The organism is Allobosea sp. LjRoot90 (assembly GCF_964254315.1).
In the GTDB taxonomy this organism is placed as follows: Bacteria; Pseudomonadota; Alphaproteobacteria; order Rhizobiales; family Beijerinckiaceae; genus Allobosea.
Genome location: NZ_CAXUTF020000001.1, coordinates 314,109 through 341,000, shown reverse-complemented (window position 1 = coordinate 341,000; position 26,892 = coordinate 314,109). Strand labels below are relative to the sequence as shown.

Here is a 26,892-nt window from a genome sequence, read left to right as displayed (position 1 = left end):
ATGCAATCTAACTGGTACAAGGCGATGAGCAACAAAAAGAGATCGGTGATCGTCGCGGCGAGCGTCGTGGTGGCGGCCTCTGCGGTGGCAGGATTTGTCGTGCTTTCGGCCGGTCCGCGCACAGCGTCTGCCGTGAGCGACCCGAGGCAGAATGCGCCGATTGTCAGGCTCGCGACGGCAATGCCGGTTGCTGATGCCGAACGCCGCTTCACAGGCGTCATCGCCGCCCGTGTGCAGAGCAATCTGGGTTTTCGCGTTGCCGGGAAAATCGTCGAACGGCTTGTGAATGTCGGCCAGTTAGTGACCGCTGGTCAGGCGCTGATGCGGATCGACGAGACGGATCTTCGGCTCGCGCTCACAGCAAAGCGCAACGCCACCGCCGCGGCCCGCGCCGTTTTGGTACAGGCCAAAGCTGACGAGAAGCGCTACGCCGTTCTCGTCAAGGACGGCTTCGCTGCCAGCCCGCAGCGCTACGAACAGGCAAAGGCGGCGCTGGACACCGCCACGGCCCAGCTCGCCGCCGCAGAAGCGGACGAGAAGGTCGCGGAAAACGGATCGGGCTATTCGCTTCTAGTTGCCGATGCAGACGGGATTGTCGTCGAAACGCTCGGCGAGCCTGGACAGGTTGTTACCGCCGGCCAGACCGTCATCCGGCTTGCCCAAGCCGGCCCGCGCGAGGCAGTCGTTGCACTCCCCGAGACGATCAGGCCAGCCATCGGCTCGGCGGCCGAGGCCAGCCTCTACGGGTCCGATGCCCGCCGCTATGGAGCCACGCTCCGGCAGCTCTCCGATTCTGCCGATCTTCAGACCCGCACCTATGAAGCGCGTTACGTGCTCGTAGGCGAAGCCGCGGCGGCACCGCTGGGCGCAACCGTCACCATCCGGTTGGCAAATCAGGAGAGCCAGCCGGAGATGGAAGTGCCGCTTGGAGCGGTACTGGATGATGGCCAGAAGACAGGTGTCTGGCTCCTGGATGAAACGACATCGACGGTGAGGTTTCACCCCGTCAGGCTTGTGCGCGTGACGAACGAGACGGCCGTGATCTCCGGGCTGAGCGCCGGCCAGCCGGTTGTTTCGATCGGCGCTCACCTTTTGCAAGAAGGTGCCCGCGTCCGGACCGCGTCTCAGAACAGGGGCAGCAAATGAGCCTCAATCTTTCCGCGATCGCCGTTCGCGAACGGGCCGTCACCCTCTTCTCGATCCTCCTACTCGTCGCCGCCGGCGCCTACGCCTTCTTCATGCTCGGACGGGCGGAAGATCCGAACTTCACCATCAAAACGCTGACGGTGACGACCGTATGGCCGGGCGCAACCGCGCGCGAAATGCAGGACCTTGTCGCTGAGCCGCTGGAGAAACGGATTCAGGAGCTGACCTGGTACGACCGTGTCGAGACGACCACGCGGCCGGGCTACGCCTATATGACGGTGACGCTAAAGGACAGCACGCCGCCATCCGTCGTGCAGGAGGAGTTCTATCAAGCCCGCAAGAAGCTCGGGGATGAAGCCCGCAACCTGCCGCCAGGCGTTCTCGGCCCCTTCGTCAACGACGAATATTCGGATGTGAGTTTTGCCCTCTATGCGCTGAAGGCCAAGGGCATGCCGATGCGTGAGCTGGCCAGACAGGCCGAGGCGATCCGTCAGGATCTTCTGCACGTTCCGGGCGTCAAGAAGATCAACATCCTCGGCGAGCGACCCGAACAGATCTTCGTCGAATTTTCCTATGCGAAGCTCGCGACGCTTGGCGTGTCTGCACAGGACATCATCACGGCCGTGCAGCGGCAAAACACGGTCACGCCGGCTGGCTCGATCGATACCAACGGCCCCCAGATGTTCATCCGGGTCGATGGCGCCTACCAAGGTTTAAAGGCCATCGCCGACACGCCGATCGTTGCTGCGGGACGGACGCTCAAGCTCTCCGATATCGCCGATGTCCGCCGCGGTTATCAGGACCCTCCGACCTATCTGATCCGCCGTCAGGGAGAAGCCACGATCCTGGTTGCTGCCGTCATGCAGGCGGGCTGGGATGGTCTCGCGCTCGGCAAGGCGCTCGAAAACAAGACGGCGGCGATCGCTCAGACGCTGCCTCTCGGCATGACGCTCGACAAGGTGACCGACCAGGCCGTCAACATTACCTCGGCGGTCGACGAGTTCATGATGAAGTTCGCCATGGCGCTCGGCGTCGTGCTGCTCGTGAGCCTGCTCAGTCTCGGCTGGCGCGTCGGCATCGTCGTGGCCGCGGCCGTCCCTCTGACGCTCGCCGTCGTGTTCCTGATCATGCTGGAAACTGGGCGCTTCTTCGACCGCATCACGCTCGGCGCCCTCATCCTGGCGCTCGGACTTCTGGTCGATGACGCCATCATCGCCATCGAGGTCATGGTGGTGAAGATGGAAGAAGGCATGGACCGCATCAAAGCGGCCGCCTATGCGTGGAGCCATACGGCGGCACCGATGCTGTCGGGCACGCTTGTGACGATCGCCGGCTTTCTGCCGGTTGGCTTCGCCCGTTCGACGGCCGGCGAATATGCCGGCAACATCTTCTGGGTCGTAGGCTTCGCGCTGATCGTCTCGTGGATCGTCGCGGTCGTCTTCACGCCCTATCTCGGCGTCAAGATGCTGCCCGATATCAAGCCGATCCCAGGCGGTACGCACGCGATCTACGACACGCCGAACTACAGGCGCCTAAGGGGGCTCATCACTTTCGCCGTGCGCCACAAATTCATGACCTGCGGTGTCGTCGTGGTGGCATTCGCGCTCTCCGGCATCGGCATGGCCGGTGTCAAACAGCAGTTCTTCCCGACATCGGACCGCCCCGAAGTACTGGTGGAAGTGCGCCTGCCGGAAGGCACCAGCATCGAAACGACGACGGCTGCGGTCCAAAAGCTCGAAAGCTGGCTGGGTGGCCAGCCCGAGGCGACCATCGTCACGAGCTATGTCGGCCAGGGCGCTCCGCGCTTCTTCTTCGCGATGGCGCCGGAACTGCCTGATCCCGCTTTCGCCAAGATCGTCGTCCTGACACCGGACGCCGAGGCGCGCGAGGTTCTGAAGCACCGGCTGCGGGCTGCAGTGTCTGAAGGCCTGGCCCCCGAAGCCAATGTGCGCGTCACGCAGCTGGTGTTCGGGCCGTACACGCCGTTTCCCGTCGAGTTCCGGGTGATGGGGCCTGATCCGGCAGAACTGTACGCCATCTCCGATAAAGCCCTGGAGATCATGCGCGGCGTCGCGGATGTGCGGCAGGTCAACCGGGATTGGGGCAATCGCACGCCCGTACTCCGCTTCGTTCCGGACCAGGACCGGCTGAATCTCATCGGCCTGTCCCCGGCAGCGGTTGGCCAGCAGCTTCAGTTCCTCCTGACAGGCGTTCCCGTCACGCAGGTCCGCGAGGATATCCGCAACGTGCCGGTGGTGGCGCGCAGCGCCGGCAGTGAGCGGCTCGACCCGGCGCGCCTTGCGGACTTCTCACTGATGAGCCGCGACGGCCGCCAGATCCCGCTCGACCAGATCGGCCGTTCGGAAATTCGTCTGGAAGAGCCGATCCTGAAACGCCGCGACCGCACACCCGTCATCACCATCCGATCGGATATCAACGAGGCGACACAGCCTCCGGAGGTGTCCAAGCAGATCTTGACGGCTCTTCAGCCGCTGATCGCCTCCCTTCCGACCGGCTATCGCATCGAGATGGGCGGATCGATCGAGGAGGCTGCCAAAGCCAACACTGCTCTGGGCAAGGTCTTCCCGGTAATGATCGCTGTCACCTTGATCGTCATCATGCTCCAGGTGCGGTCGTTCTCGATGATGGCGATGGTACTCCTCACCGCGCCTCTGGGTGTGATCGGCGTCGTCCCGACATTGCTTGTCTTCAACCAACCATTTGGCTTCAACGCCATTCTCGGCCTGATCGGGCTGGCCGGCATCCTGATGCGCAACACCCTGATCCTCACCGAGCAGATCGAGGAAAACCGCGCTGCAGGCCTCGACGACTATCACGCCGTCATCGAGGCGACGGTGCAACGTACGAGACCCGTGATGCTGACGGCATTCGCCGCCGTGCTTGCTTTCATCCCCCTCACGCACTCCGTCTTCTGGGGATCGATGGCCTACACGCTGATCGGTGGCACGGCAGTTGGCACCGTGTTGATCCTGCTGTTCCTTCCCGCGCTCTACACCGCGTGGTTCCGCATCAAACCGACTGCGGCTGAGAACCATGAGGTTTCGACGGTGGAACCAGAACTGCGACCAGTATTGGCTGCCAAGTAAAATCGTCGTGGAAGGAGACCGTTCCGGGTCGTGTTGCAGCTGCGTTCGTCGGTCGTGAGAGTCTGCTTTCCGGTAATGTCACAATGTCCGCAGTTGGCGCACAGCTGACTATTGACCTAACGACTCATCTTTCAAGCCATGGTGCGGACGGCGGGGATCGAACCCGCATGCCGTTTCCGGCGAGGCATTTTAAGTGCCATGAACAACGCTGCTCAGGCTCAATATACTGAATTTAATAGAATTTTGTCCTGCCTCTGCACCCACCCTCGCCCACATGCATCTGGCATTTCGGGACGCCGTCAGTCCACGCGATAGCGTGCGATGACAGCCGGATCGGGGTCCAGGCCGAGCCCCGGCCCTGACGGCACGTCGATATGGCCGCCGCGCGGCCGCAAGGCACCACCGTAGAGATCGGCTTCCATATCGAAATAGCGCCATTCGATCATCGACCCATCGTCGCCGAGCGCGGCGGTGGCATGAATGCTCGCGAGCAGGCCGGGACCGTCGTAGAAAGTATGGACCATCACGGCGACGTTTTGGGCATCGGCCAGCGCCATGACCTTACGTAATGCGGTGATGCCGCCCATCTTGGCCGGGCTGGGCTGCACGAAGTCGACCGCCCCGCAAGCAAGCATGTGCTGGAATTCGATCAACGTGGACGCATTCTCTCCGGCAGCGACAGGAATCGCGGAGATGCTGCGCAAGGCAGCCAGCCCGTCGAAATTCTCCGGCGGCCAGACGGGCTCCTCAAGCCAGCGCAAGCGCATCGGCTCCAATTTCTCGGCCATGTCGATCGCTTCCCGCAGCGACCAGGGGCAGTTTACGTCGAGCGTGATCTCGACATCGGGACCGGCGGCTTCACGGGCCGCCGCGATCACTGCCAGATCGACCTCGTGCAGCTTGAGAGAGCGGTAGCCGTCGCCCAGCGCACGGCGGACGTTGGCAGCGATCGCGTCCGCGTTCGCGTAGCGGATCAGGCTGGCATAGGCCGGCAGGCGATTGCGCCTGGCGCCGCCCAGCATCGCATGGACAGGCACGCCCGCGGCCTTGCCTGCAATATCCCAGAGCGCGATGTCCAGTGCCGAAAGGCCGAACATCACGGCGCCGCCGCGCCCGAAGATGTGGAAGCGCCGCTGAAGATCTTCTGCGATGGCTTCGATACGGCCTGCCTCCATGCCGATGCAGGCCGGTGCGATCATGGAGTCGACCACAGCCCTCACGGCCGGGATCGCGGTAAAGCCGAACGATTCTCCCCATCCGACAAGACCGGCATCCGTCGTCACCTTCACCAGCAGCGAATCGGCTGCCTGCAGACCGCCCTTACCCCAGGCGCCGGCAGCGGATGTGCCTCCGACGGTGAACGGGATTCGCAAGGGAATCGCTTCGACGCTTGTAATCTTCAATGCCCGCCTCCCACTTCGGCAGCCCTTACGGCAGCAACGGCTCGATCCATTACCTTGCCGATGGGTGCGGCAGCATCCTAGTTATTTGAAAGGCGCCCGGTAGACAGGTACTGACGCAAGGTAGCGCGCAACCTACGTCGCCCATTGGCCTGTCCGATACCGTATCTCTCCAAGAAAGAAACATGGATTCCCCGAACGAGGTACCTCGAATTGGGTATCCCTCAGGTCGGGCGACAGATCGCGGCCTCATGCGCAGGGCAAACGAAAGCGCTTGCCCTGGAGAGCTATGGATCATGGTGCGGACGGCGGGGGTCGAACCCGCATGCCGTTTCCGGCGAGGCATTTTAAGTGCCTTGCGTCTACCAGTTTCGCCACGTCCGCGCGGCGGAACTGGTTAGCGGTGAGAAGGCCCGCCGACAAGCGCTGGTTGCGCGCCCCGGCTCAGCGCCTGTGCGCCGGCTTGTACCATTCGACGCCGTCGGGATCGACATAGAGCCCCGGCGCGACGTCGGAGCCGATCTTCTTCTGCTCCATCGGCACGCGCACCGTGTCGTCGCGGTCGCCGCGGCGGATATAGGGGCCGCTCGCCTGCTGGCTGGGCTGGCCGCGGCCGCCATCGCCGCCACCGATCACGGCGCGACGGGCCGCAACCTTGTCGTCGAGCGCCGCGACCTGGCGCGCCGAGAAGGCGATCTTCGCCGTGCCCTCGACGATCGGAAAAGCCTTGCCCGAAGCGCCCTCGCCGGTGACGCGGATGCCGACGAAGCGCGGCACGTAAGACTGCCCGCCACCGCCGCGCGCCAGCGCGTCCCAGCCGCCAGTGGTCGAGACCTGGGCGCCGCAGCGCTTGTGGGTACGCTCGCAGGCGGTACGCGAGGCGTAACGCGGTGCCTTCTGCTCGAATTCGGCGCGGGCGTTGCGATAGGCGTGCTCGCATTGCTCGGCCGAGAGCTTGCCGGCCTCGATGCATTCGTCGCGGCGAACATAGGTCTGGCCGGCGGCCTGGGCGGCAAGGTCGGCGGGCGTCAGTGCGATGCCGGCAACGGCAAACGCCGCAGCGCGGACGAAGACGAGGGGAAGAAGCGTGATCATGCGCCTTCCCTGATCATGCGATTGTGGCGTCACAGCAGCGGCCTCATCGTGATGGCGAGCTCGCGCGTGCCACCATAATCGATTTTGCCGTTGCCGAGCACCGGAATCGAACCGGTGACCAGGATCGCCTTCGGCAGCCACAATTCCGGGAAACCCTGCGCCTTGGCCTCGTCCTGCAGCGCCTTCTTCTCGGCGTTGGGCTTTTCGGTGACGAGGACGAGCTGCTCGCCCTTGCGCAGATCAGGCAGCGCCACGACCACGTGATTGTGACCGGGCCAGAGCCCCGCGATCATCGATTCGACCGCCGCGAGCGAGACCATCTCGCCGCCGAGCTTGGCGAAGCGCCGCGCCCTGCCCTTGATGGTGATGAAGCCGTCATCGATCGCGACGATGTCGCCGGTATCGTGCCAGCCGCCCTCCGGCGGCACGATCGCGCCCGGCCGGTCGGCGTTGAGATAGCCGAGCATGACGTTCGGCCCCCTGACGCAGAGTCGCCCGCCTTCGGTGATGCCCTCGACCGGCTCGAGCTTCGCGGTGATGCCGGGCAGCAGCCGCCCGACGCTGCCGTCCCTGGTCGCGACCGGCGTGTTGCAGGCCAGCACCGGCGAGCATTCGGTGCAGCCATAACCTTCGAGGATGGTGGTGCCGTAGGGCTCCCACATCCGGCGCGTCTCCGGCTTCACCCGCTCGGCCCCGGCGACGACATAGCGCACGCTCTTGAGGTCGCCCTCATCGGCAGCGCGCGCATAGCCCTGAAGGAAGGTGTCGGTCGCGAACAGGAAGGTCGAGCCGGTCTCGCCGATCAGCTTCGGCACCTGCTTGTAGTGCAGCGGGCTCGGATAGAGCACGACCTTCATGCCGTGGATCAGCGGCATCAGCAGCGCCGCCGTCAGCCCGAAGGAGTGGAAGGCCGGCAGCGGGTTCATGACGACGTCGCGCTCGGAGAGGAAGCCGGCTGCGAGCTCGAAGATCTGGCGTGCGTTGGAGACGAGGTTGGCATGGCTCAGCACCACGCCCTTCGGCTTGCCCTCGGTGCCCGAGGTGAACAGCACGACGGCCGGATCGTCGGGCTTGGCCGCATGGCGGCGATGCACCATGCCCGGCGCCAGCGAGGCCAGCGCGCCGATTGCCTTGTCGAGGCTGGTCAGCTCCTTGCGGACATCCTCGAGATAGATCACCCGCCGGCCCGGCTCGAGCGCCTCGATCACGTCGTCGAGCTTGGCCTGGTCGATGAAACGCCGCGAAGTGATAATGGTCGAGATCGGCCCGATCTCGCAGGCGGCGGTGAGGTTCTTCAGGCCCGCGGTGAAATTCAGCAGCGCCGGCACCCGGCCATAGGCCGAGAGCCCGAACAGCGTCACCGCCATACCCTGGACGTTCGGCAGCATCAGCCCGACCGTCTCACCGGGCCTGGTCGACGCCGCGAGCTTGCGGCCGAGCACCAGCGCCCCCAGCACCAGCCGGCCATAGGTGATCGGCTGCCGTTCCGGGTCCTCGAGCGCGATGCGGCTTTTTCCATGCTTGCCGGCGGCAGCCAGCAACGCCTGGAACAGCGTCGTCCGTGCGCCTTCGGCATCGAAGGGCTGTGCCGGCAATTCGATCGCGGCCATTCGGCTCGTGCTCCTTTGACGTTTCTCCCGCCTGCAACCTAAGGCGAACGGGCCGGGATACAATGCGCAGACAAGACCTTCCCTTGCGTCATCACGCACGCTACGGTTGCTGCGTGAGGCGGGGGTATGGCATGTTTCGGCTGCGCTTGTTTCTGCTGTTCCTGACTGCTGGGCTCGCTGGCGGCGAAGCTTTCGCGCAGCCGCGCATCGAGTGGGAAATCGCCAACCGCTTCCGCCTGTTCAAAAAAGAAGAGCAGTTCCGCAAGCTCGCCGAGGTCTTCGCCGCGCTGCCAGTTGAAGACCGCAAGGGGCGGCCGGCCTTCGCCTTTGAAGACGCGATGCAGCGTGCCGCTGCGAAAGGCACGCTCGGCAAGGCCTTCGGCGACCGGGTCAGCATTGCGCGCTGGGGCTGGACCTCCGCGGTCACGCGCCAGACCTGCTTCGAGAACGGCAATCACGGCCACTATGAATGCCTGCTCGAAACCGGCGACCAGTTCATGAAGCCGCGCGTCGCCGATGTGCTCGCAAAAATCGCCGACCTGCCGCCAGCCCTCGCCGGGCAATCCTGCCGGTGGGTCGCGGCCGAACTCACCGTCGTCGCACCCTGCACCACGGAAGTCCGGCTGGCGCGGCGCGCCTTCGACAAGCCCTTCGACATAACCGTGACCGCCGCGAATGCGCCTGTAGCCGACATCAAGAGCGTCCGGCTGCGCCATGTCGCAATCGTCGGCTTCGGCGATTCGTTCTCCTCAGGCGAGGGCAATCCCGACAAGCCGGTCGAGCTCGTCGACGATAGTCCATCAAGCTATCAAGAATCCTCGGCGACCAATGGACGTCCTCGGAATTATCCGCGACGGCGCGAAGGTAACCCTGGAAGTCTAGGGCATCGTTTGGCAGCGGCGACCTGGCTGAATGACCAGTGCCACCGTTCGCTCTATTCGCAGCACGTTCGCGCGGCACTCGTCATCGCGATGGCCCATCACGACACCGCCGTGACGTTGACCCCTTATAGCTGTACCGGCGCAGCGGTCAGGGCCGGCATCCTCGGCTACTATGGGGCGCGCGACGATGCCGGCGACGCCGGCGACTCCTCGCCGCAGCTCATGCGCTATTGGCGCGACTACTGCAGCAGCAGGGTCGGCTACAGCCGCTTCAACAATCGTGGCAGGGGCTTCGACTGGCAAAGCGAGTTGCGGGATTGCAAGGAGCGGGCCCGGCTCAAGCCGGACGCAGTGCTGCTCAGCATTGGCGGAAACGATATCGGCTTCTCCAGCGTGATCGCCGAAGAGGTGGTCGCCAAGGGCGATTACGGGCCGTTCACAGAACTGCTCTACGAGCTTTGGCTCAGCCAGGTCGCAACCAAGACCTTCGACGAGGCGCGCCAGGCCGTCACGGAGCTGATCCCGGCCCGCATAAGGGAGTTGTCCGACGCCTTTCGCAAGCACCTCGACCTGCCCTCCTCCGCCATCATCCAGACCGGCTATCCGCAGATCACGCGCAGCGGCGGAGGAAGTAGCGTCTGTCAGCCGAGCGACGCGGGCATGGACGTCCACCGCATCCTCGCCATCAGCAAGGACGACACGGGCCAGCAGGCGGCCGCGTTCGTGCCGTTCCTGAACCAGCGTATCGCCGCTGCTGTCGCCGTCCTCCCCGAAGAACGACGCTGGCGGTTCGTCGACAGCCATGTCGAGCGCTTCGCCGGCCACGCACTGTGCACGGCGGGCGCACCCGGCGATGCCCCGGATCGGCAGATTTCAGGTGCGATGCAATTTCCCACCTATGTCGGGTTCAAAAAGCCCCACCACTTCCTGTGGGAGCCGTTTGCGCCCAGCGAATGGCGTGCCTATCGGCCGCGCAACCGCTGGTTCGTCACGCCGAACGACGCCTTCCTCACCGGCCATTACATGCGCGTCGCCCCGATCGGTAGAGGAAAGACGCCCTATCCTCCCCAGGACAAGGTGCAGCCGCTTCTCGCCGCAACGCTTGGCGGCTCCTTCCATCCCAATGCCAGCGGCCATTCCGCGATCGCCGACGCGACCATTCCGGTACTGCGCGAGGTGCTCAAGCTTCCACAGCCTTGACCCCTTTGCCGGCGCATGGCCGCATGCGTCCGGCGCGGTCCTTGCGCTGCATTGCAGCAAAATTCTTCGTGAAATCGATCACAGCTCAACGATCTCGCAACAGGTTCGGCGCAATCGCTGAAAAGTGACGAAGAAGCCGTTCATCACGTCGCGCCATCGTCATTGAGATCGGGCATAGTCACTGCTATCTCCGGTTGCGGAGCTGGGGACTGCCGCCGTGCCGTCAATTTCGAAACAAGTCATTGCGGTTGCCGCGCTGGCAGCGGCCTCGATTGCTGTCGCCTCGCCGGCGAACGCAGCGGGCTTCTGGGAGACGCTGTTCGGCGTCCCGCAGCGCCGGGCCGTCGCGCCCCTGCCGGAGAGCGTGCCGCTGCACATGACCGTACGACCCTCGCGCAAGAAGGCGAAGCTCGACGGCGCCACCAAGGACGTGAAGGACGGGCCGAAGACCCCGCTCGTCAAGCCGATGGAATACGCCAACGACCCATTCTGGTACCTCAGGGACGAGACGCTGAAGAAGGGCGACATCATTGTCCTGAAGGACCGCGTCGTGGTCTTCGATGGCGGCACGCGCGCCTATGCCAATTTCGCCAGCTTCCAGACCAGCAAGCTGCTCTCGGCCAAGGCCAAGGGCCAGCTCAAATATCTGATCTCGACCCCGAGGGACAATTACACGGTCTGGGAGCCGGTCCAGTCGATCGGCGATCGCAACGCCGCCGCCTCGGCCGAGCTCTCCGAGCGCACGCGCTGACACGACCCAGCGGTCGTGCCAGCGGTTCCCGTTATTGCTTCTGAGTTCGAGACAAGTCGCCATCACCCCAGGCTTGCGAAAGCCTCGGCTATTTTCTGAGGCGCTTTCGGCCGTGCATACATGCGGTCCAGATACGCGGCGAGATTCGTGAACTGGCCGAGCAACTGAGCTTCGTTGGCCCAATCGAGCGTGTAGGCGGCGATGCAATCCGCGGCACTGATACGATCGCCGACAAGAAACTGCCGACCCTCCAGATGGCGGTCCAGTACAGCCGCCATCTGCAAGAACTCCTCCCTGGCAAGCGCGACATCGTCCGGCAGGCGCTTGTCTTCGGGGTAGACCGCCGTGTGCTTGGCGATCCGCCAGAGCGGCTGCTCGAGTTCGGTGACGGCGAACATCATCCAGCGGTATACGGACGCCCGGTCGGAGATGCTCGCCGGCAGGAGGCCCTTGTCGCTGTGCTTCTCGGCCAGGTACAGCACGATCGCGGCGGATTCGGTCACGATGAGGTCGCCGTCCACCAGAACCGGGATCTTGCCGGCCGGATTGAGCTGGAGGAAGTCGGGATGCCGGGTCTCGCCGGCGAAGACATTGACGGGCACGAACTCGAAATCGGCACCCAGTTCTTGCAAGGCCCACAGCACGCGAAGCGAGCGCATCGGGCCAAATCCATAGAGCTTCAGCATTGTCGTTCTCCTTGGTTGATCATTGCTGCTACCGGCGCGTCGCCTCGGGCTTCGCGCGAGTTCAAGTCGCGTCGGCTGTCGCCAAACGTTGGGAGGGAGCTGCAAGGCGCGGACTTGCGGTGCCCAGCCACGAGCCGCACAGGATGAAGGCGAAGGCGACGACGAGACGGGCGTCCAGGGGCTCGGAGAGGGCAAACGCTCCTGCCAGGACGGAGACCGCGGGCGCCACATAGGTGATGAAGCTGGTGCGCTCGGGACCGACCTCGCGGATCAGGACGAAGAAGGCTGCGAAAGCGAGCGCGGTGCAGAAGAAGCCCAGGCCCACGATCGCAGACAATGCGGGCATCGACGGCAGGGTTTCGGGCGCTGTGAGCGCCGCCGGCACAGCGTAGGCGAGCGCAGCCCCGATGAGACAGATCGCGGTCAGCGGGATTGCCGGGGCGTCCTTGAGCCACCGCGCGGCGATGATGGAGCCAACAGCGTAACAGATCGCCGCCAACACGATCTCGACTATGCCGAGGAGGCTGCCTCCCAACGCCGGCACGGCCAGCACGAAAACACCGATCAGCCCCAGCGCCAGCCCGGCCCAGCGGGCTGGGCTCAGAGGTTCGCTGGCGCCGGTGAGGCGCGTCACTACGACCGTGGCGATGGGAGTGAACGCGATCAGCAGGCCAGCGGTCGAGCTTTCGACGCTGATCTCTCCATGCGCGATGAGGCCCCAGGGCACGACCATCTCGACCAGGCAGAAGGCGGCGACTGGCAGCCGGCACTTGCGGATCCAGCCGAACCCCCCTTGCATGAAGGCGAAGGGCAATAATGCGAGCGCGCCGACGCCAGCTCGGGCAAACGCCAGGAAAGGAACCGACACTTCGGCGACGGCGATCTTGATGAGAAGATAGGGCGCGCCCCACACGAGGCAGAGAAATGCAAACAGGATCCATCCTTGGCGGGTCATGTCGTCCTCCTGGTCAGAAAAAGCCTGATCCGATGCGAGAAACGATGCCCCCAAGGCTGCTTGGCTTCCAATCGAGCCTCAGTCAGTATGCATAAGGAGATTTGATCCGTCATGAGCTGGGACCTGCCCCCTTTGACCGCCCTGCGAGTCTTCGAGGCGGCCGCACGCCTGGGCAGTTTCACCAGGGCGGCAGAAGAACTCGGCATGACCCAGTCTGCCGCCAGCTATCAGATCAAGGTGCTGGAGGAACGCGCCGGAGCGGCGCTTTTCGTCAGGGGCACCCGTCGGATCGACCTAACGGAAGCGGGAGAAATGCTCTCGCCCCAGGCAACACGAGCCTTGTCCGCGTTGGCTGATGCGTGGAGTGCCGTCAAAGGCGGGACAAGCGGCGTGCTCTCCGTCACAAGCGTCGATACGTTTGCGTCAAACTGGCTTGCCTCGCGCCTTGGCAGCTTCCAGTTGCTGAACCCGGGCCTGGCGGTGAAAGTCGACGCATCGACCCGATTGGTCGATTTCACACGCGAGAACATGGACGCCGGCATCCGCACCGGAAAGGGCGAATGGCCTGGCCTGAAGGCGCATTATCTGTTCAAGGCCGACTACACCCCGATGCTCAGCCGCAGGCTGGTGGAGAGCGTCGGCGGCCTACACCGGCCCGAAGATCTCTACAAAGTCCCGCTGCTTTGCGCTGACTATCGCTGGTGGCCGGCTTGGTTCGAAGCCGCAGGAGTCAAGTTCGACGCCGACAGAGTCGTCAGCGGTGCAAGACTGGACACGGAAATCTACGACGCGATGGCGGCGATGACGGATCAGGGCGCCGCGATCCTCACGCATAATCTCTACAGCGATTTCGTCGCCAAAGGCCATCTCGTGCAGCCTTTCGAAATCACCGCATCCGACGGAGATGGCTACTGGCTGGTCTATCAGGAGAGCCGGCGCAATACTCCGCGGATCAAGGCCTTCCGTGATTGGTTGCTGGAACAGACTGCCGATATCCGAGAGCTCGAACGACAGCGCGCCGCCGTGCGCGCGGATTAACCGTCGCCATCGTCAGCCAAACGCCCCGATCTCGTGCTGGATTGCGCCGGAAATCTCGCGCAGCAGCGCAAAGCATGCCCGCATCGGCTCGATCACGTCGCGATGCAGGGCGGCATAGGCGCCGCCCTCGCGCGGACCGGCAGGCTCGCCGAAATCGAGGCCGAGCGCCGCATCGGGATTGACCGGGAAGATCTCGCTGAGCAAGGCGAGCGCCCCGGTCATGTCGAGCCGCAGGATGCGCTCGAGCAATAGCTCTCGCGTCACTCCGGCATGCGGCCGGAAATCGGGAATATGCGTCGCCGAGAGCCAGATCCGGTGCAGCAGCGCCAGCCTCAGCGTATGCAGCGCCACCAGCCTGACCGGCATCGCCGGCGGCTCGCCCGCCGCCTCCTTCAGCTTCAGCCGGTCCGAGGCGAAGCGCCAGAACAGCCGCCGCAGCGCGGGGGCGAGATCGAGCCGCGCCAGCGCCTCGGCGACCGCGAGCAGTTCGTCGCGCCGCCCCTCCTTCTCGGTGCGCCGTGCCCGGTCGAACCAGCTGCCGGCGTCGAGCGTGTCGAGATAGGCGCGCAGCACGTCGAGATCGCTGTTCGCCATCGCATGCGCTGCGAGCCGATAGGCCCGGCCGAAGCGCTCGGAACTCTCGCGCATGCTCATGAACAGTTCGGGCGCGCGCGCCGCCGCCTGGCCAATGCCGTGGACGCTGTTCGCCAGCCAGCCGAGCTGCTGCAGAATGGCGTTGTTCGGGATGGCACGCAGCTCGCGCGGATGGCGGATCACCGTCGGTCCGCCGGCATCGCTCTGCCGCGCCGCCGGGCGCGAGCCGGTCTTGTCGAGCAAAGACGGGCCGAAGGTGCCGATCAGCGCCGCATAGCCGGGATCGTCGATGAGATGCGTCATCTCCTCGCGCACGGTCTGGAAGAACTCGGTGGCGAAGTCCGGTTCGGCATAGATCGGATCATCCGCGCCATCAGCCGGATCGGCGAAGACGCTCTCGGCGATGCGCGCCACCGTCGCGCCCGCGAGCGCGCTGGTGCCGAACAGCAGGTAGCCGTCGCTGCCCTGGAAGCTGGTTTCGCGCGTGACCTTGACCCCGGCCTTGGCGAAGGCGCGCCGCGGCCATTCCGGATCGAGATAGGCGAGCCGGTCGGTGAGGCTGTCGGGATGGGCGCCGCGCCCGGCCGATTCGCCATGGGTGTCGAAGATCACGAGCTCGACCTCGGTCAGCCCATAGCGCTGCAGCAGTTCGAGGATGCGGCTGCGCAGCCGCTCGACCCAGAAGGTCGCCGCGACCTGGCCGATATAGCGGCCGGAATCGGAATAGCCGAACTGGACGCAGAGCCGGCCATGGCGCTTGAGATAGTCGCGCCAATGCGGGCTGCGCAGCGCCTCGTCGATGATGCGCGGCCCCTGCTCGAGCGCGTCCGAGGTCTCGAACAGCGGCGAGATCTCGACGAGGTCGGCGATACCGAAGCGCTTGGCGAGATAGAGCGCCGAGAGCAGCGTGTAGCCCGTCTCGGTCTCGGCGATCAGGAAGCGCACCGGCCGCGAGCCGTCGACATGCTTCACGATCTGCGCGACGCTCATCATCATCCGGGCCGCGGAGGCGCGCTCGACCGCGAGTGCCCCGAAATCGACCGGCGTCGGCCTGACCTTGACCAGTGCCTGGTTCGCGGCGGACAGGAAGGCGCGCCGCTGCGCCGGCTGGGCCGGATCCTCGTCGAGCGGGATCACGCCGCGCATCGCGTTGTGTAGCTGCGAGGCGTTGAGCCGGAAATGCGGCAGTGCGATCGAGACGCCATGCGCGATCACGCCGGCCCGCGCCAGGATCAGCGCGGCGGCGGTCTCGTCATCCCCTGCCAGCATGATCGCCTTGTCGAGCGCCGCCAGCAGCCGTGATGCTTCCGGCAGGGCCGCCTCGCGCTCGCCGACCAGCGCCAGCGAAAACGCCTGCAGCGCCCCGATCTCCGGCTTGCTGTTCAGCGGCGGGCAGAGCGAAAGCTGCCGCTCGACCGCCGTGTGTGCGCCTGCGATCAGCGCCCTCACCTCGGCGGTCGCCGGCGCCTCCGGCAGCTTCTCCAGCAGGCGGAAGAACTGGCCGCGCTTCGATTCCAGCCGGTAGCGCAGCGTGTCCCACCAGCCGATATCGGTGCGCCCGTCGGTATCGCAGCCGACCCAGGAGGCGAGCAGCAAGGCGCGTGGCCTAAGCTCGCGCCAGCGCTGCGGCCAGCGCGCCCGCGCCTCGGCAAGGAAGGCGGAGTTCAGTCGGTCGATCGCATCGCGCGCATGGCGGACGGAAAAGCGCGCCTGTTCGAACTCGTCCTGCAGGGTGATCGTCGCATCCGGCCGGAAGGAGAGATCGGACGCCATCAGCGCCGTCGCCTCGCCCTCGTTCGAGGCGAGTTCGGCCAGCGCATGCGCCACCACCCGGCTCATGCCGAAAGTCGGATGCGCGGTGAAGACCGCAGCGAAGCGCGTGCGGGCCAGCGCCGCGCCATAGGCCTCGAAAGGCTGCGATGCGCCGCTTGCCTCGTCGGCGACCCGCCGGGCCAGCGCCGCATAGGCCTCGACTTCGTCGCGCTCCAGCCCGACATAGGCCGCGACGCGCGCGGCCCGGTCGGCGAGCGCGGCGCGGCCGAGCTGGCGGATCAGTGCGGCGGCATCCTCGAGCGTGACCTCGCCGCGGTCCATCTTGCGGGTCAGCCAGAGCGTGACGCGCAGCACCGGATTGCCGAACGGGTCCTCGCGTGCATCCGAGCGCGCCTGCACGATCGCGGCCGACAATTCGCTCGCCAGCGCCGATGGCGACAACTCCTCCACACCCGCCACGCCGCTCTCCGCTTTTCAATCGTTTGATGAGGCGGGTCGCAAGTGAGCAAGATTCCGACTTTGCTGCAACTGCGAAATGCATGCGGCAGCGCAGCAGCAATCGCCGTCGCCGTTTGAAATGCGGTTCAACCCGGGAACATCGGCCGCCGCGCTTCGCTGGTGTCCTGATCGAGCCCGGGACGCGCCGGATCATTCAGGTGGTCAACTGACCTCAATTGGCTGACTGGGTCGACTCACCGGTCCGGTCGCCGCTCCGGACCTGATACCTGCGCTTCGACCGGTCTCCGGCCCTTACAATCACCGTGTCCATGGCCATATCGGGGTAGACCCGGAGGGAGCCATGGACACGACCGTGCGGCGTAACCTCGCCGGCGACTGGGGCGTCTGCGACCTGCTCGAGCGTCCGATCTGTTCGATCACGTGCGATCTTGACGGCAGTTGCTGGATTATCCTCTCTCAGGAGCAGGTGGTGCGCCTGAGAGACATCCGAAAGGGGCCGTTCCTGTCGGTGGATGCAGCCATGACGGCGATCGAGAAAAACCTCAACGGACCATGCCGTCATCGCGCCGCAACCGTTTGGGAGAGTGATTTTCCTAGACTATCGGCAGTTACGACATAGCAGAGCTCGCCTGCAACTTCATTTAGCCACATTGCCCCGATAGAAACGGCAGGCAGGCGAAGAATGATCGGCTGGTTCCTTGACATAGGAACCGGCGGCGAGCCTCCCACCCTACCCATCTAAAACCGATTGCTGCCAATGGCAGCACCATCGCCGCACGCCTTGTGCCCGCGATGTCATCACAAGACCGCGCGGCCTCGGCCGGGCGGCAAACGGACATAAATGCAAGAATCAACACAACTGAAGTCACCCGATACCCAGCGCGTCGCCGATGCGATCGCCAACACCATGCCGCCGAAATCCGCACCTGATTGGAAGCCCCAGCCATGCGGTCTGAGCCGCCTGGAGCTGCGTCGCATCGTCAGGAAAATGCTGGGATGAGGAGGCTGATATGAATGAACGCCCATCCAGGACCACAGCCTACGACAATCGCTTCGCCCGCTCGGGACCACGCGCCGACGCTGCGCAGACAAGGCGGGGGGCAACCCCGCAGGCGAGCTACGAGCGCTATCTGGCCTTGGCCAAAGCCCAGGCCCTCGCCGGCGACCGGATCGAGGCCGAGCGCAATTATCAATACGCCGAGCACTATCATCGCCTGATCAACGGAACGGCCGCCTGAGACGTGGGTGCTCGCCGACAGGGCGGCGAGCATGACGGACAGGAGAACCGCGACGCAGAACCCCTCTCCCGGATGGGAGAGGGGCAGGGGTGAGGGATCGCCGCCAATTACTTGGGCGCGACGGCACCGTTGCACTTTCTGCGGATAGGGCAGGCCCTCATCCCTGCCCTTCTCCCACACGGGAGAAGGGTTCCCCGCGCTCCTCCATCACGCGCAGCGGCCTCAAGCGGGAATAACTCCCCAATCAATCCCCGCCTCTAAAACCTGGCTTATGCTTCTCCCCGTCCCGCCCGAACCGAGGGGGCTTCGCGAGGCATCATGAGGCCGGGCGGGAGAGCGGTGTTTGTGGCGAGAGGGCCTTGCGAGCCTGAACGAGCATGCTCCGCAGAAGTGCGAACCACTTTTGCGACCAGAGGCTGCTCGTTCCACCACGAAGGGGTTTCGTCGTTCGGGGCAGGCACCCCGGTCCAGCCGGACGCAACACACGGCGAGAACTCATAGAAAACCGCGCGCGGGGCTCGGGCAGTGGCCAGTGGCGCTGCCTCGACAATTCGACATCGACATTCGGCACGCAGCCGTCGACTGCGACGCCGCCTTAGCCCCGCGCCTCCCTCGGATGGCGTTCTGCTTCAAACCCCCGCGGCGGTAAGCCGGCGGGATGCACGAGCATGACAGACGAACAGGCCGGCGATCTCGCCATGCCGAGAGCCAATCCGCCATCAGGCAGCTTTGCCTCTTTCATTCGAAATTAACTTTCTGGTAAGAGCTTCGGGATTCCTTTCCGGTGACAACGGCCCGCCGCCCGCGGCAGGTCAGACCCCGTAATCAGGAGATGACCGCATGAAGCGGACCGTGATCGCTGCAAATGCTGTCCGTTTCACCTGCATGGGCCCCCGCAAGACGATCCCGCTTCTGGTTGCTCTGGCTGCGCCGGTTCTCGGCGCCTGCAGCGTCTCGCCGGTCCAGACCGCTGCGAACACGGCCGCCCCCGCCGCCAAGGAGCCGCACGAGGCCCGCAAGCGCGCCATCGAACTCGCCAAGGCCGACCCGCGCGAGAAGGAATGCCTCGTCCGCGCAATGTATTTCGAATCGAACCGCTCGAGCGATGCGGGCCTGCTCGGCGTCGGCACGGTGGTAATGAACCGGGTCGGAGCGCCGCGCTACCCCGATACGATCTGCGGCGTCGTCGGCGCACCGCGCCAGTTCGCCCCCGGCGTACTGACCCGCCAGATGGTCGCGCGCGACCTGCCGAAGGCCGAGGCCGCCGCCGAAGCCATCCTCGCCGGCAAGCGCAACGAGGCCGTCGGCAACGCCAAGCATTTTCATATGGCCGGCCTGCGCTTCTCCTACGCCAACATGCATTACGTGACGGTGGCCGGCGGCAACGCCTTCTACGTCAAGGGTGAGCGCCCCGAGCGCCGCCGCATCGAGGAGCCGAGCTATCAGCTCGCCGCGGTCACCGCGCCGGCGCCGCTCGCCACCACCGCCTCGACCGGATCGAGCTCCTTCGCGGCCGCGCCGCTGGCCTATGCGCCGGAAACGCCGGCGGCCGCCGCACCGGCAAGCCCGGCGTTGCAGCTCGTCGGCAATGCCACGCTGCCGCCGAGCCGGCCCTATGATCTCGGCATGTCCCGGAAGACCGCACAGGCCTTCATCGCGCCGCCGAAGAGCGACGCCCGCCTCGCGGCCCTGATCTCAGGCTCCCGCAGCCTGCGCGGCAGCTTGGCGCAGAACTGAGCTTCACCAACGCCGAGGGCGCTGCTTTTCGTCATGGTCGGGCTCGTCCCGACCATCCACGTCTTCGCTTAAAAGTAGGGCGGCGAGGGAAACCGCGACGCAGAACCCCTCTCCCGGATGGGAGAGGGGCAGGGGTGAGGGACCGCCGCTGATTATTGGAGTGCGACGGCACCGCTGCGCCTTCTGTGGATAGGGCAGGCCCTCATCCCTGCCCTTCTCCCACACGGGAGAAGGGTTCCCCACGCCTCTCCTTCGCAGAGTCGGCAACCATCGGGGATAGTCCCCAAATCCCAGCTTGCACCTCCTGCCCGCCCGCGAGCGCCCATGAGACGAAGCAGCCCGACCCGCCTGCCCGCGCCCTATCTCAGGCGCATCTGGCTCGACCACACCGCGGTGCCGGACGCAGCATTTCAGGCTCATCCGCGAGTTCTGCCTCGACCCGGCAACGTTTGTGGAGACGATGATTGAGGAGTGAGGGGCGGCCTGCCCCAGCGCAGCGCCGATCTGCCCCGCCTGCTCGGCATCGTGCTATTGGTGGCGGGCGTGATGCTGATCAGGCGGTAGGGGGCTTGCGGTGGCAGACGTCGAACCCGGCGGCGGCTCGCGCTTCGGCAGGGCGGCCTGGCTGCTTCTCATCCTGTCGGCCGCGCTTGCGGCCTATTTCGGGCTGTCTTCGCTGCTGCTGCCGCTTCTCGGGGCGCCGAACCTCTATACGGGGGTCGACCGCTGGATCGTTCCCGCCACAGGCGCGCTCCAGCTCACGGCCGCCGCGGTGGCCTTCAGGCTTGCCGCCCGCCGCGACCTGCGCGGCACGACCCTCGCCGTCGCCATGTGCCTCATGCTGGGGTGGCTCGAGATGCTGCCGCCCGTGATACGCAACGGGCTCGACCTCGGCGCCGAGGGGCGGCTCACATTAGCCTACTTCGTGGCGATGCCGGTGGTCGCGGTCTCGGCGGCGGCGCTGGCGTGGCGGAACCGCCACCCGATCCTGGCCGCCTTCATCGTGACCGCGCCGACCACGGCCGGCCTCCTGTTCACCATCGCCTTCGCGATCATGATCGCGATATACGGTTTTTGAGCCTAGAGCATTTTCGAGCGAAGTGGGCACCGGTTCGCGTGAAGAAAATGCGATAAAACAAAGAGATAGAGTATTTCAGCGATTCGGAGAAACGCGGAAATCCTCTGGCGCCGACGTCGTGCCGGAACGGCATCTTCATGGTCGACGAGCCGGAATCGGCGCTGTCGCCGGCCCGCCAGATCGCGTTCCTCAAGCCCGCATGGACCAACTCGGCCAGTGCCAGGTGATCATGGCGACCCGATGCCCCTGGAACTTGCCGATCCTGATGGCCTATCCCGGCGCCCGCCTGCTCGGCCTGACCAAATACGGGCTCGATCCCGTAACGATCGAGCAGACCCAGCATTTCAGGCTCATCCGGGAGTTTTGTGCGGACCCGGCGACGTTTGTGGAGACGATGATTGAGGAGTGAGTGGGCGGTCGCATCGCCGCGATCGATGACAGCTCGGCGCGGATGGCCGTTTTTCGATCCAATGGCAGCGCCGGGTATCCGCAGCTTGCGAGGCAGAGCATCAAAGGGGCGATGAATTTCAGTAGCAATATTGCCTTGATGCCGAACCGGCATCAGTGTGATCGATTTGTGATATTGCGAGAACGACAATGTCAAAGACAAGAAACAATCATTATGTCCCGCAATGGTATCAAGAGGGGTTCTTCGAGCCAGGCCGCTCGTCCATTGCCTATGTAGACATGACACCGGAACGTAAAATCCTTCCGGATGGACGCGTGATCACTCAAAATGGCGCGTGGAATGATACGCCGACCTCGAAAGCGTTCGTCCAAGAGGATTTGTATTCGACCTTCTTCGGAACATCGGTCAACGACGAGATCGAACGACACCTGTTCGGTGATATCGACGGCAGGGGCTCCAAGGCGGTGCGCGCATTTTCTGGCACCGACGTACGCGAATGGCACAGGCACTTCCAAACGTTCTTTGAGTACCTCGATATCCAAAAAATTCGTACACCGAAGGGGCTGGACTGGTTGAAGGCTCAGTATCCCAATCTCTCGCAGAACGAATTGATGGACGAGATGCAGGGTATACGCATGATGCACTGCACGATCTGGGTCGGCGGCGTGCGCGAAATCATCTCTGCTGAAGACTCCGGCGTGAAGTTCATCTTCAGCGACCACCCGGTGACGATCTACAACCATGCGGTTCCACCTACGCACAAGATGGGCGCCTATCCGCTCGATCCCGGCATTGCATTGAGGGCGTCCCAAACGGTCTTCCCGCTGAACCGCGAGCTCTGCCTGATTGTCTCAAACCTGGAGTACGCAAGAGATCCGAACACCAGCCCGCTCGAAAAGAGGACATTCGCGCGAAACTACCGGCAGTCCTTGACCCGGATCGACTCTTTCATTCGCACCCGGAAGCTGACTTCCGAAGAAGTCACGCATATCAACTTCGTTCTAAAATCACGCGCGCGGCGCTACATCGGAGGTGGAAGGAAGGAGTGGCTGTACCCGGAAAAGACGGTCGGGCAGCCTTGGGAGGACCTGAGGAAGACGTTTCTGCCCCCAAAGGATGGACTGTTCCACTTCGGTGGCGAGATGTTCGTGGGATACGAGAGTGGTCATGTCCACTATCAGGACGAATTTGGTAGGACAGAGAAGCCACGTGACTTCCTGATCAAGAGTGCGCCGAAGAAGCCGTTGCGCCCAGAAGAAACCTGCAGGTGCGGGTCTGGGAAGTCCTTCAAAGAGTGTTGTCAGCCCAAGCCCGAAGCACTGCGCCCTTCCTGGAATGAGCGCAGCATACGGGAACGAAACATCATGCTGCAAAACGGGATCGAAAATGTCCTCGGGCTAGATGGGAAAAAGGATTGGGTTCAAGTTCGGCGCGAAATAACCGATGAGCAGATCAAGAAAATCTACTCCCTCTACGAGGGTCTTTGGCCGCTAGAAACCGATCTGCTCGCGCTATTACCAAAGCCGGACGGCGTCGCTCGCGCGGTTTACACTGGCTCGATCCACCCTTCGTCAATCACTGACTTTGCATTGGCTGCCCCATTATATTTTGGCGAGCTAATTATCGCGCACCCGTTTGTCCATTCCGGGATAATGGCAAAAAAGTACCGGCCAACCGAAAATCCGAAGAACTATCGGCAGGAAATTTTGAAGAGCATCGTTCTCTTCGTGAATATCATGCCGCTCGTGCAAATCGGCTTGGTCAATCTCATACCCGATCCCTGCGATTTCGATTTCCATCTCCGCGACCAGATGCTGAGCATGGCGCAAGCGCGAGCACGCATCACGCGGTTACGTCCAGATAAAGAGCCTCGCCTGAGAAAACAGATGGAAGAGGACACCCGGCGCAGCCTGATGCTGATGCCCCCGGATGCGCTGCGCAGGCAACTCCGTAAACTCAATCCAGAAATGAGCGAGGAACAAGTTGAGGCCACGATGCGCTTTGCTACGCGCAAGCGAGAGCTCGACCCACTCGCCGTGCTTCAGGAAGGCTCGTTGGAAGGCGGCAATCAGGATGGGCAAATGTCCATGTTCAAACTCGCCCCAAATTTCGAGATGACGATGTACTTGGCCCAAGCGACGGGTGCCTGCATTGTCACGGACAGCCCTTTCCGCTGGAACGAAGTCAAAAGAGCTATCCGTCGCCAACCGACAATGGCAACGCCTGGGCTCGACACTTTTTCGAATGTGATGAAGTCTGCGAAATTCGCTTTCCCGCAGAACGTTATGGATGTCGTCGAACACGCGCTGGTCAAGACATGCGCGGGCTATCCGGATTTGCTCCGGGACATATCCGAGTATCTCTCGCATCTTGAGGAGCGCGGAGCAAAACCCAACCGGGAATCGCAGTTTGCTAGCCGGCTCCCCAAGATCCATAAGGCCGCGCAAACTAGTTTTAAAAGATCAGGCGTATTCGCAAAAGAGGGCCGCATATCTTGCGTCTTGCCGCCCGAAGGCATCCAGGACAATACGATTAATCGCCTGCTTTTGATGTCTAGCTCTGAACAGCACCTTTCAAGCGTGCCGATGGCGTTCTTCATTGAGGAACACGGGACTGGCGAACCCTCAATACTCGCTCGGTGACGCCTCAAGGTCCGCAATCCATCCCTTAGCACCCACTCCACCCAGCCCTAAGCGGCCTGCATTAACAGTCCAAGACGCCCCCAAGCAGCAATGCTAGACCTGTCTCGTCAGCCCTCGCTTCCCGAGTCCCCGCCTTGCCCAACTCCAACTCCGTCTCCCCCGCCCGCCTCCAGGCCGCCGTCGCGTTCGCGCAGGCGCATGATTCGCCCTGGCCGCGCAGCATGTTCTATCCGGACGGCGCCTATGTCGGGAATCGCGAATGGGACGAGAAAGGTCCCTGGACCGAGATCGTCGGGCCGGTCGAGCCTCACGGTGGGAGCCGGCAGGGAATTACGCGTGCGTCGCGATAGCGGAATTCGACGCGTTGCCGGCTTTCAACCGACTCGTCATTGCGGCGTACGCAGGATGGCCAGTGCGAGTGCCTGCGCCCTCGGAACGAGCGTATTGATTTCCATGTATTCGTCGGGCGTATGGTTGTTTCCGCCAACGGGCCCGACCGCACAAATCGTAGGCGTCCCTACAGATGCGGCAAATCCCGAATCCGCGCAGCCGCCTGAAAACTCGCCCGTCAAGCCAACCAAGCCTACGTCGAACGCGGCCTGCTGATAGGCTTCGAACAAAACCTTCGAACCGGGCGTCTGGACTAAAGGCAATATCTCGCCCTTAAGATCGAGCCTCGCCGTTGTTCCCGGCACCGTCGCGCTGCCCATGATACGCTCGATCGCCGCCAGCGTATCATCGCGGTCGGCGGGATCGATATAGCGTAGATCGATCTGCCCATCGGCATAAGGCGCCGTGGTATTCACTGACTGCCCGCCGGATACCAGTCCGACGTTCAATGTAATGCCCTTGTCGAGGTCAGTAAGCGCGTGGATTGCAGTTACCTTATGCGCCAGTTCGCCAATCGCGCTGGCGCCCGATGTGAAATTTCCCCCGGAATGTGCTGCCTTGCCAAAGATTTCGAACCGCATGAAGACACAGCCCTTTCGACCGGTATTGACGTTGCCGCCGGGCCGGCCTGGCTCCGAGTTGTAAACGGCGCGGGCGTTTCGCGCTTCCCGCTCGATCAACGGCCTGGATGAGGGCGAGGCGATCTCTTCGTCGGACGTGATGAGCAGCCGGATGGGACAAGGGGCGCCGCCGAACTTCTTGAATGCTGCCGCGACGAACAGGTTCATGACGATGCCCGACTTCATGTCGGATACGCCCGGACCATAGGCACGATCACCATCGATCCTGAAGGGACGGCGCCGTGCTTCCTCCTTCGGGAAGACCGTGTCGCGATGGCCCATAAGCAGAGCTGCCTTTTCGTTTGCTCCCTGCTGGCCGACACGCGCATGCAGCGCGTCACCATAGACATCATTCGCCTCGCGCCAGGCCTCGATGTCGTGGTTGCTCAAAAAACGCTCAAATACCTCAGCAACGTCATCGACACCTCGCTTATCGTAGGAACCGGAGTCGATATTCACCACATCACGAACTAAGTCGATCATTGCCCCTTGTTGAGATTCCAGCCAATTCAGGATTCTAGCTTCGATCGACTGAGACATGTCTGTGCGCTCGCCAAAATGCAGTTGCGATTTAAAAAATTACCATCGCTCGGCGCGCGGTGACAGCTTTTCGCTGCTTTAGTTTCGCTCTCTTTGACTTCCTTTTCTGCGAGAATTTTGCGTCCAGTTGGCCTGTTGGGGCTGGGTCCGCCTCGCGCAGATTGCGGCCATCGCTGCATCGCCGGAAAGCGGGCAACCCTCTCGCCAGCACGAAACGCCAGCTTGCCATCCGTGGCCGCCATTCCCTCAACCGCCGCGTGGCCTGCGCCGCCGAGGGAGGACTGGCCAAAGCGGCGATGCTAGAGCATTTCCGCGTTTCTCCGAATCGCTGAACTGCTCTATCTCTTTGTTTTATCGCATTTTCTTCACGCGAACCGGTACCCACTTCGCTCGAAAATGCTCTAGCGTGCCGCGCCGAACCCTGCCTTGCCGAGGACCAGCCCTTTGCCCAGCCCCCTCTCCCCCGCCCGCCTCCAGGCCGCCGTCGCGTTCGCGCAGGCGCATGACTCGCCCTGGCCGCGCAGCATGTTCTATCCGGACGGCGCCTATGTCGGGAATCGCGAATGGGACGAGAAAGGTCCCTGGACCGAGATCGTCGGGCCGGTCGAGCCGCGCGGCGGGCCAGCCGGCATCATCATGCAGGGCGGCAAGGTCGTTGCCGAATGGGGCGATGTCGAGCGGGCCGACATGACCTTCTCGATCGCCAAGAGCTATCTCTCGGTGCTGGCGGGCCTCGCCGTCACTGAGGGTCTGATCGCCGATCTCGACGAGCCGGTGGGCAGAACCGTCGACGGCCCGCATTTCTCCAGCCCGCACAATGCGAAGATCACCTGGCGGCATCTGCTGCAGATGAACAGCGAATGGCAGGGCGAGATCTTCGGCAAGTCCGACCAGGTCGACCATAACAGGCAGATCGGCATCGGCGCCGACAACAGCCGAAAAGGCCAGCGCCGCGAGCTCAGGGAGCCCGGCAGCCTCTACGAATACAACGACGTCCGGGTGAACGCGCTCGGCTATGCGCTGCTGCGCCGCTTCCGCCGGCCGCTGCCTGAGATTCTGCGCGAGCGCATCATGGACCCGATCGGCGCCTCGCAAGGCTGGCGCTGGGAGGGCTACGAGACCTCATGGGTCGAGATCGACGGGCAGCGCATGCAGTCGGTCCCCGGCGGCGGCCATTGGGGCGGCGGCCTCTTCATCAGCGCCCGCGACCATGCCCGCTTCGGCCAATTGATCGCGCAGAAGGGCATCTGGGAGGGGCGCGAGCTGATCCCGTCGGCCTGGATCGAGCAGTCGCTGGTACCCTCGCGGACCTTGCCGAATTACGGCTTCCTCTGGTGGCTGAACCGCGGCCCCGCTGCCAATCCCAAGCTCCCCGCGAGCGCCTTCAGCGCGCAAGGAGCCGGCAACAACCTGATCTGGATCGACCCCGAGCACGATCTCGTCGCAGTGCTGCGCTGGATCGACAAGGCCGCGATCGACGGGTTTCTGGAGCGGCTGGTCGCGGCGGTGGAGTAGGCTTGCCGTCTTGGGGACCTCGACCGAG

The 26,892-nt window shown here is 63.9% G+C and carries 18 protein-coding genes, 1 tRNA gene and 1 pseudogene; 12 read left to right on the top strand and 8 right to left on the bottom strand.

Going from position 1 to position 26,892, the window contains the following annotated elements; translation table 11 throughout:
• Together ACSQ3M_RS01585 and ACSQ3M_RS01580 are read left to right on the top strand one after the other, a co-directional pair.
• Entirely contained in the window at positions 1-1,146 is a 1,146-nt protein-coding gene (locus ACSQ3M_RS01585) for an efflux RND transporter periplasmic adaptor subunit (RefSeq protein WP_436148331.1), read from the top strand.
• On the top strand, positions 1,143-4,253 hold the full coding sequence (locus ACSQ3M_RS01580; RefSeq protein ID WP_436148330.1) for an efflux RND transporter permease subunit: 3,111 nt from the start codon (positions 1,143-1,145) through the stop codon (positions 4,251-4,253). The genes ACSQ3M_RS01585 and ACSQ3M_RS01580 overlap by 4 nt, the downstream gene beginning before the upstream one ends.
• Before the next feature lie 299 nt (positions 4,254-4,552).
• Here ACSQ3M_RS01580 and ACSQ3M_RS01575 read toward each other — a convergent pair whose 3' ends face one another.
• From ACSQ3M_RS01575 to ACSQ3M_RS01560, 4 genes are all read right to left on the bottom strand, one after another.
• Positions 4,553-5,656, bottom strand: coding sequence for a mandelate racemase/muconate lactonizing enzyme family protein (locus tag ACSQ3M_RS01575; RefSeq protein ID WP_436148329.1), 1,104 nt, complete (start codon positions 5,654-5,656; stop codon positions 4,553-4,555).
• 294 nt (positions 5,657-5,950) lie between these two features.
• Positions 5,951-6,037 (bottom strand) — tRNA-Leu (locus ACSQ3M_RS01570).
• Positions 6,038-6,097: 60 nt separating this feature from the next.
• Positions 6,098-6,748, bottom strand: a complete 651-nt coding sequence (locus ACSQ3M_RS01565) for a DUF1190 domain-containing protein (RefSeq protein ID WP_436148328.1) — start codon at positions 6,746-6,748, stop codon at positions 6,098-6,100.
• A gap of 29 nt (positions 6,749-6,777) precedes the next feature.
• Positions 6,778-8,358 carry an AMP-binding protein gene (locus ACSQ3M_RS01560; protein ID WP_436148327.1) on the bottom strand — a complete coding sequence of 527 codons (1,581 nt, stop codon included), beginning with the start codon at positions 8,356-8,358 and terminating at the stop codon, positions 6,778-6,780.
• On the opposite strand from ACSQ3M_RS01560, the gene ACSQ3M_RS01555 reads away from it, so the two are divergent.
• A complete protein-coding gene (locus tag ACSQ3M_RS01555) occupies positions 8,334-10,439 on the top strand; it encodes an SGNH/GDSL hydrolase family protein (protein ID WP_436148326.1) in 2,106 nt (701 codons plus the stop codon). The two genes, ACSQ3M_RS01560 and ACSQ3M_RS01555, sit on opposite strands and share 25 nt — an antisense overlap.
• A 217-nt stretch (positions 10,440-10,656) precedes the next feature.
• A complete protein-coding gene (locus ACSQ3M_RS01550) occupies positions 10,657-11,190 on the top strand; it encodes a hypothetical protein (RefSeq protein ID WP_436148325.1) in 534 nt (177 codons plus the stop codon).
• 62 nt (positions 11,191-11,252) lie between these two features.
• Here ACSQ3M_RS01550 and ACSQ3M_RS01545 read toward each other — a convergent pair whose 3' ends face one another.
• Complete coding sequence (locus tag ACSQ3M_RS01545; RefSeq protein ID WP_436148324.1) at positions 11,253-11,876, bottom strand: glutathione S-transferase family protein; 624 nt, start codon at positions 11,874-11,876, stop codon at positions 11,253-11,255.
• Between the two features lie 61 nt (positions 11,877-11,937).
• Positions 11,938-12,831 carry a DMT family transporter gene (locus ACSQ3M_RS01540; RefSeq protein ID WP_436148323.1) on the bottom strand — a complete coding sequence of 298 codons (894 nt, stop codon included), beginning with the start codon at positions 12,829-12,831 and terminating at the stop codon, positions 11,938-11,940.
• Between the two features lie 111 nt (positions 12,832-12,942).
• Here ACSQ3M_RS01540 and ACSQ3M_RS01535 point away from each other — a divergent pair, with 111 nt between their 5' ends.
• Complete coding sequence (locus ACSQ3M_RS01535; RefSeq protein WP_436148322.1) at positions 12,943-13,869, top strand: LysR substrate-binding domain-containing protein; 927 nt, start codon at positions 12,943-12,945, stop codon at positions 13,867-13,869.
• 12 nt (positions 13,870-13,881) lie between these two features.
• Here ACSQ3M_RS01535 and ACSQ3M_RS01530 read toward each other — a convergent pair whose 3' ends face one another.
• Positions 13,882-16,557: a phosphoenolpyruvate carboxylase gene (locus tag ACSQ3M_RS01530; protein WP_436149273.1), complete on the bottom strand. Its 2,676-nt coding sequence runs from the start codon at positions 16,555-16,557 to the stop codon at positions 13,882-13,884.
• A gap of 478 nt (positions 16,558-17,035) precedes the next feature.
• Here ACSQ3M_RS01530 and ACSQ3M_RS01525 point away from each other — a divergent pair, with 478 nt between their 5' ends.
• The 6 genes and pseudogenes from ACSQ3M_RS01525 (at position 17,036) to ACSQ3M_RS01500 (ending at position 23,799) form a co-directional block, all read left to right on the top strand.
• Positions 17,036-17,314 (top strand): hypothetical protein, encoded by a 279-nt coding sequence (locus ACSQ3M_RS01525; protein ID WP_436148321.1) that lies wholly within the window; start codon positions 17,036-17,038, stop codon positions 17,312-17,314.
• 391 nt (positions 17,315-17,705) lie between these two features.
• Complete coding sequence (locus ACSQ3M_RS01520) at positions 17,706-17,933, top strand: DUF4167 domain-containing protein (RefSeq protein WP_436148320.1); 228 nt, start codon at positions 17,706-17,708, stop codon at positions 17,931-17,933.
• Positions 17,934-18,773: 840 nt separating this feature from the next.
• A complete protein-coding gene (locus ACSQ3M_RS01515) occupies positions 18,774-19,670 on the top strand; it encodes a cell wall hydrolase (protein ID WP_436148319.1) in 897 nt (298 codons plus the stop codon).
• A 574-nt stretch (positions 19,671-20,244) separates the two neighbouring features.
• Positions 20,245-20,748, top strand: coding sequence for a hypothetical protein (locus tag ACSQ3M_RS01510; RefSeq protein ID WP_436148318.1), 504 nt, complete (start codon positions 20,245-20,247; stop codon positions 20,746-20,748).
• A 122-nt stretch (positions 20,749-20,870) separates the two neighbouring features.
• Positions 20,871-21,157, top strand: a pseudogene (locus ACSQ3M_RS01505) (AAA family ATPase); the annotation flags it as partial.
• A gap of 188 nt (positions 21,158-21,345) precedes the next feature.
• On the top strand, positions 21,346-23,799 hold the full coding sequence (locus tag ACSQ3M_RS01500; protein ID WP_436148317.1) for a DUF4238 domain-containing protein: 2,454 nt from the start codon (positions 21,346-21,348) through the stop codon (positions 23,797-23,799).
• Positions 23,800-24,185: 386 nt separating this feature from the next.
• Here the strand turns inward: ACSQ3M_RS01500 and ACSQ3M_RS01495 are convergent, their stop codons facing one another.
• Positions 24,186-25,349, bottom strand: coding sequence for a M20 family metallopeptidase (locus ACSQ3M_RS01495; RefSeq protein WP_436148316.1), 1,164 nt, complete (start codon positions 25,347-25,349; stop codon positions 24,186-24,188).
• Positions 25,350-25,793: 444 nt separating this feature from the next.
• On the opposite strand from ACSQ3M_RS01495, the gene ACSQ3M_RS01490 reads away from it, so the two are divergent.
• Positions 25,794-26,864 carry a serine hydrolase domain-containing protein gene (locus ACSQ3M_RS01490; RefSeq protein WP_436148315.1) on the top strand — a complete coding sequence of 357 codons (1,071 nt, stop codon included), beginning with the start codon at positions 25,794-25,796 and terminating at the stop codon, positions 26,862-26,864.
• Positions 26,865-26,892: the final 28 nt, after the last annotated feature.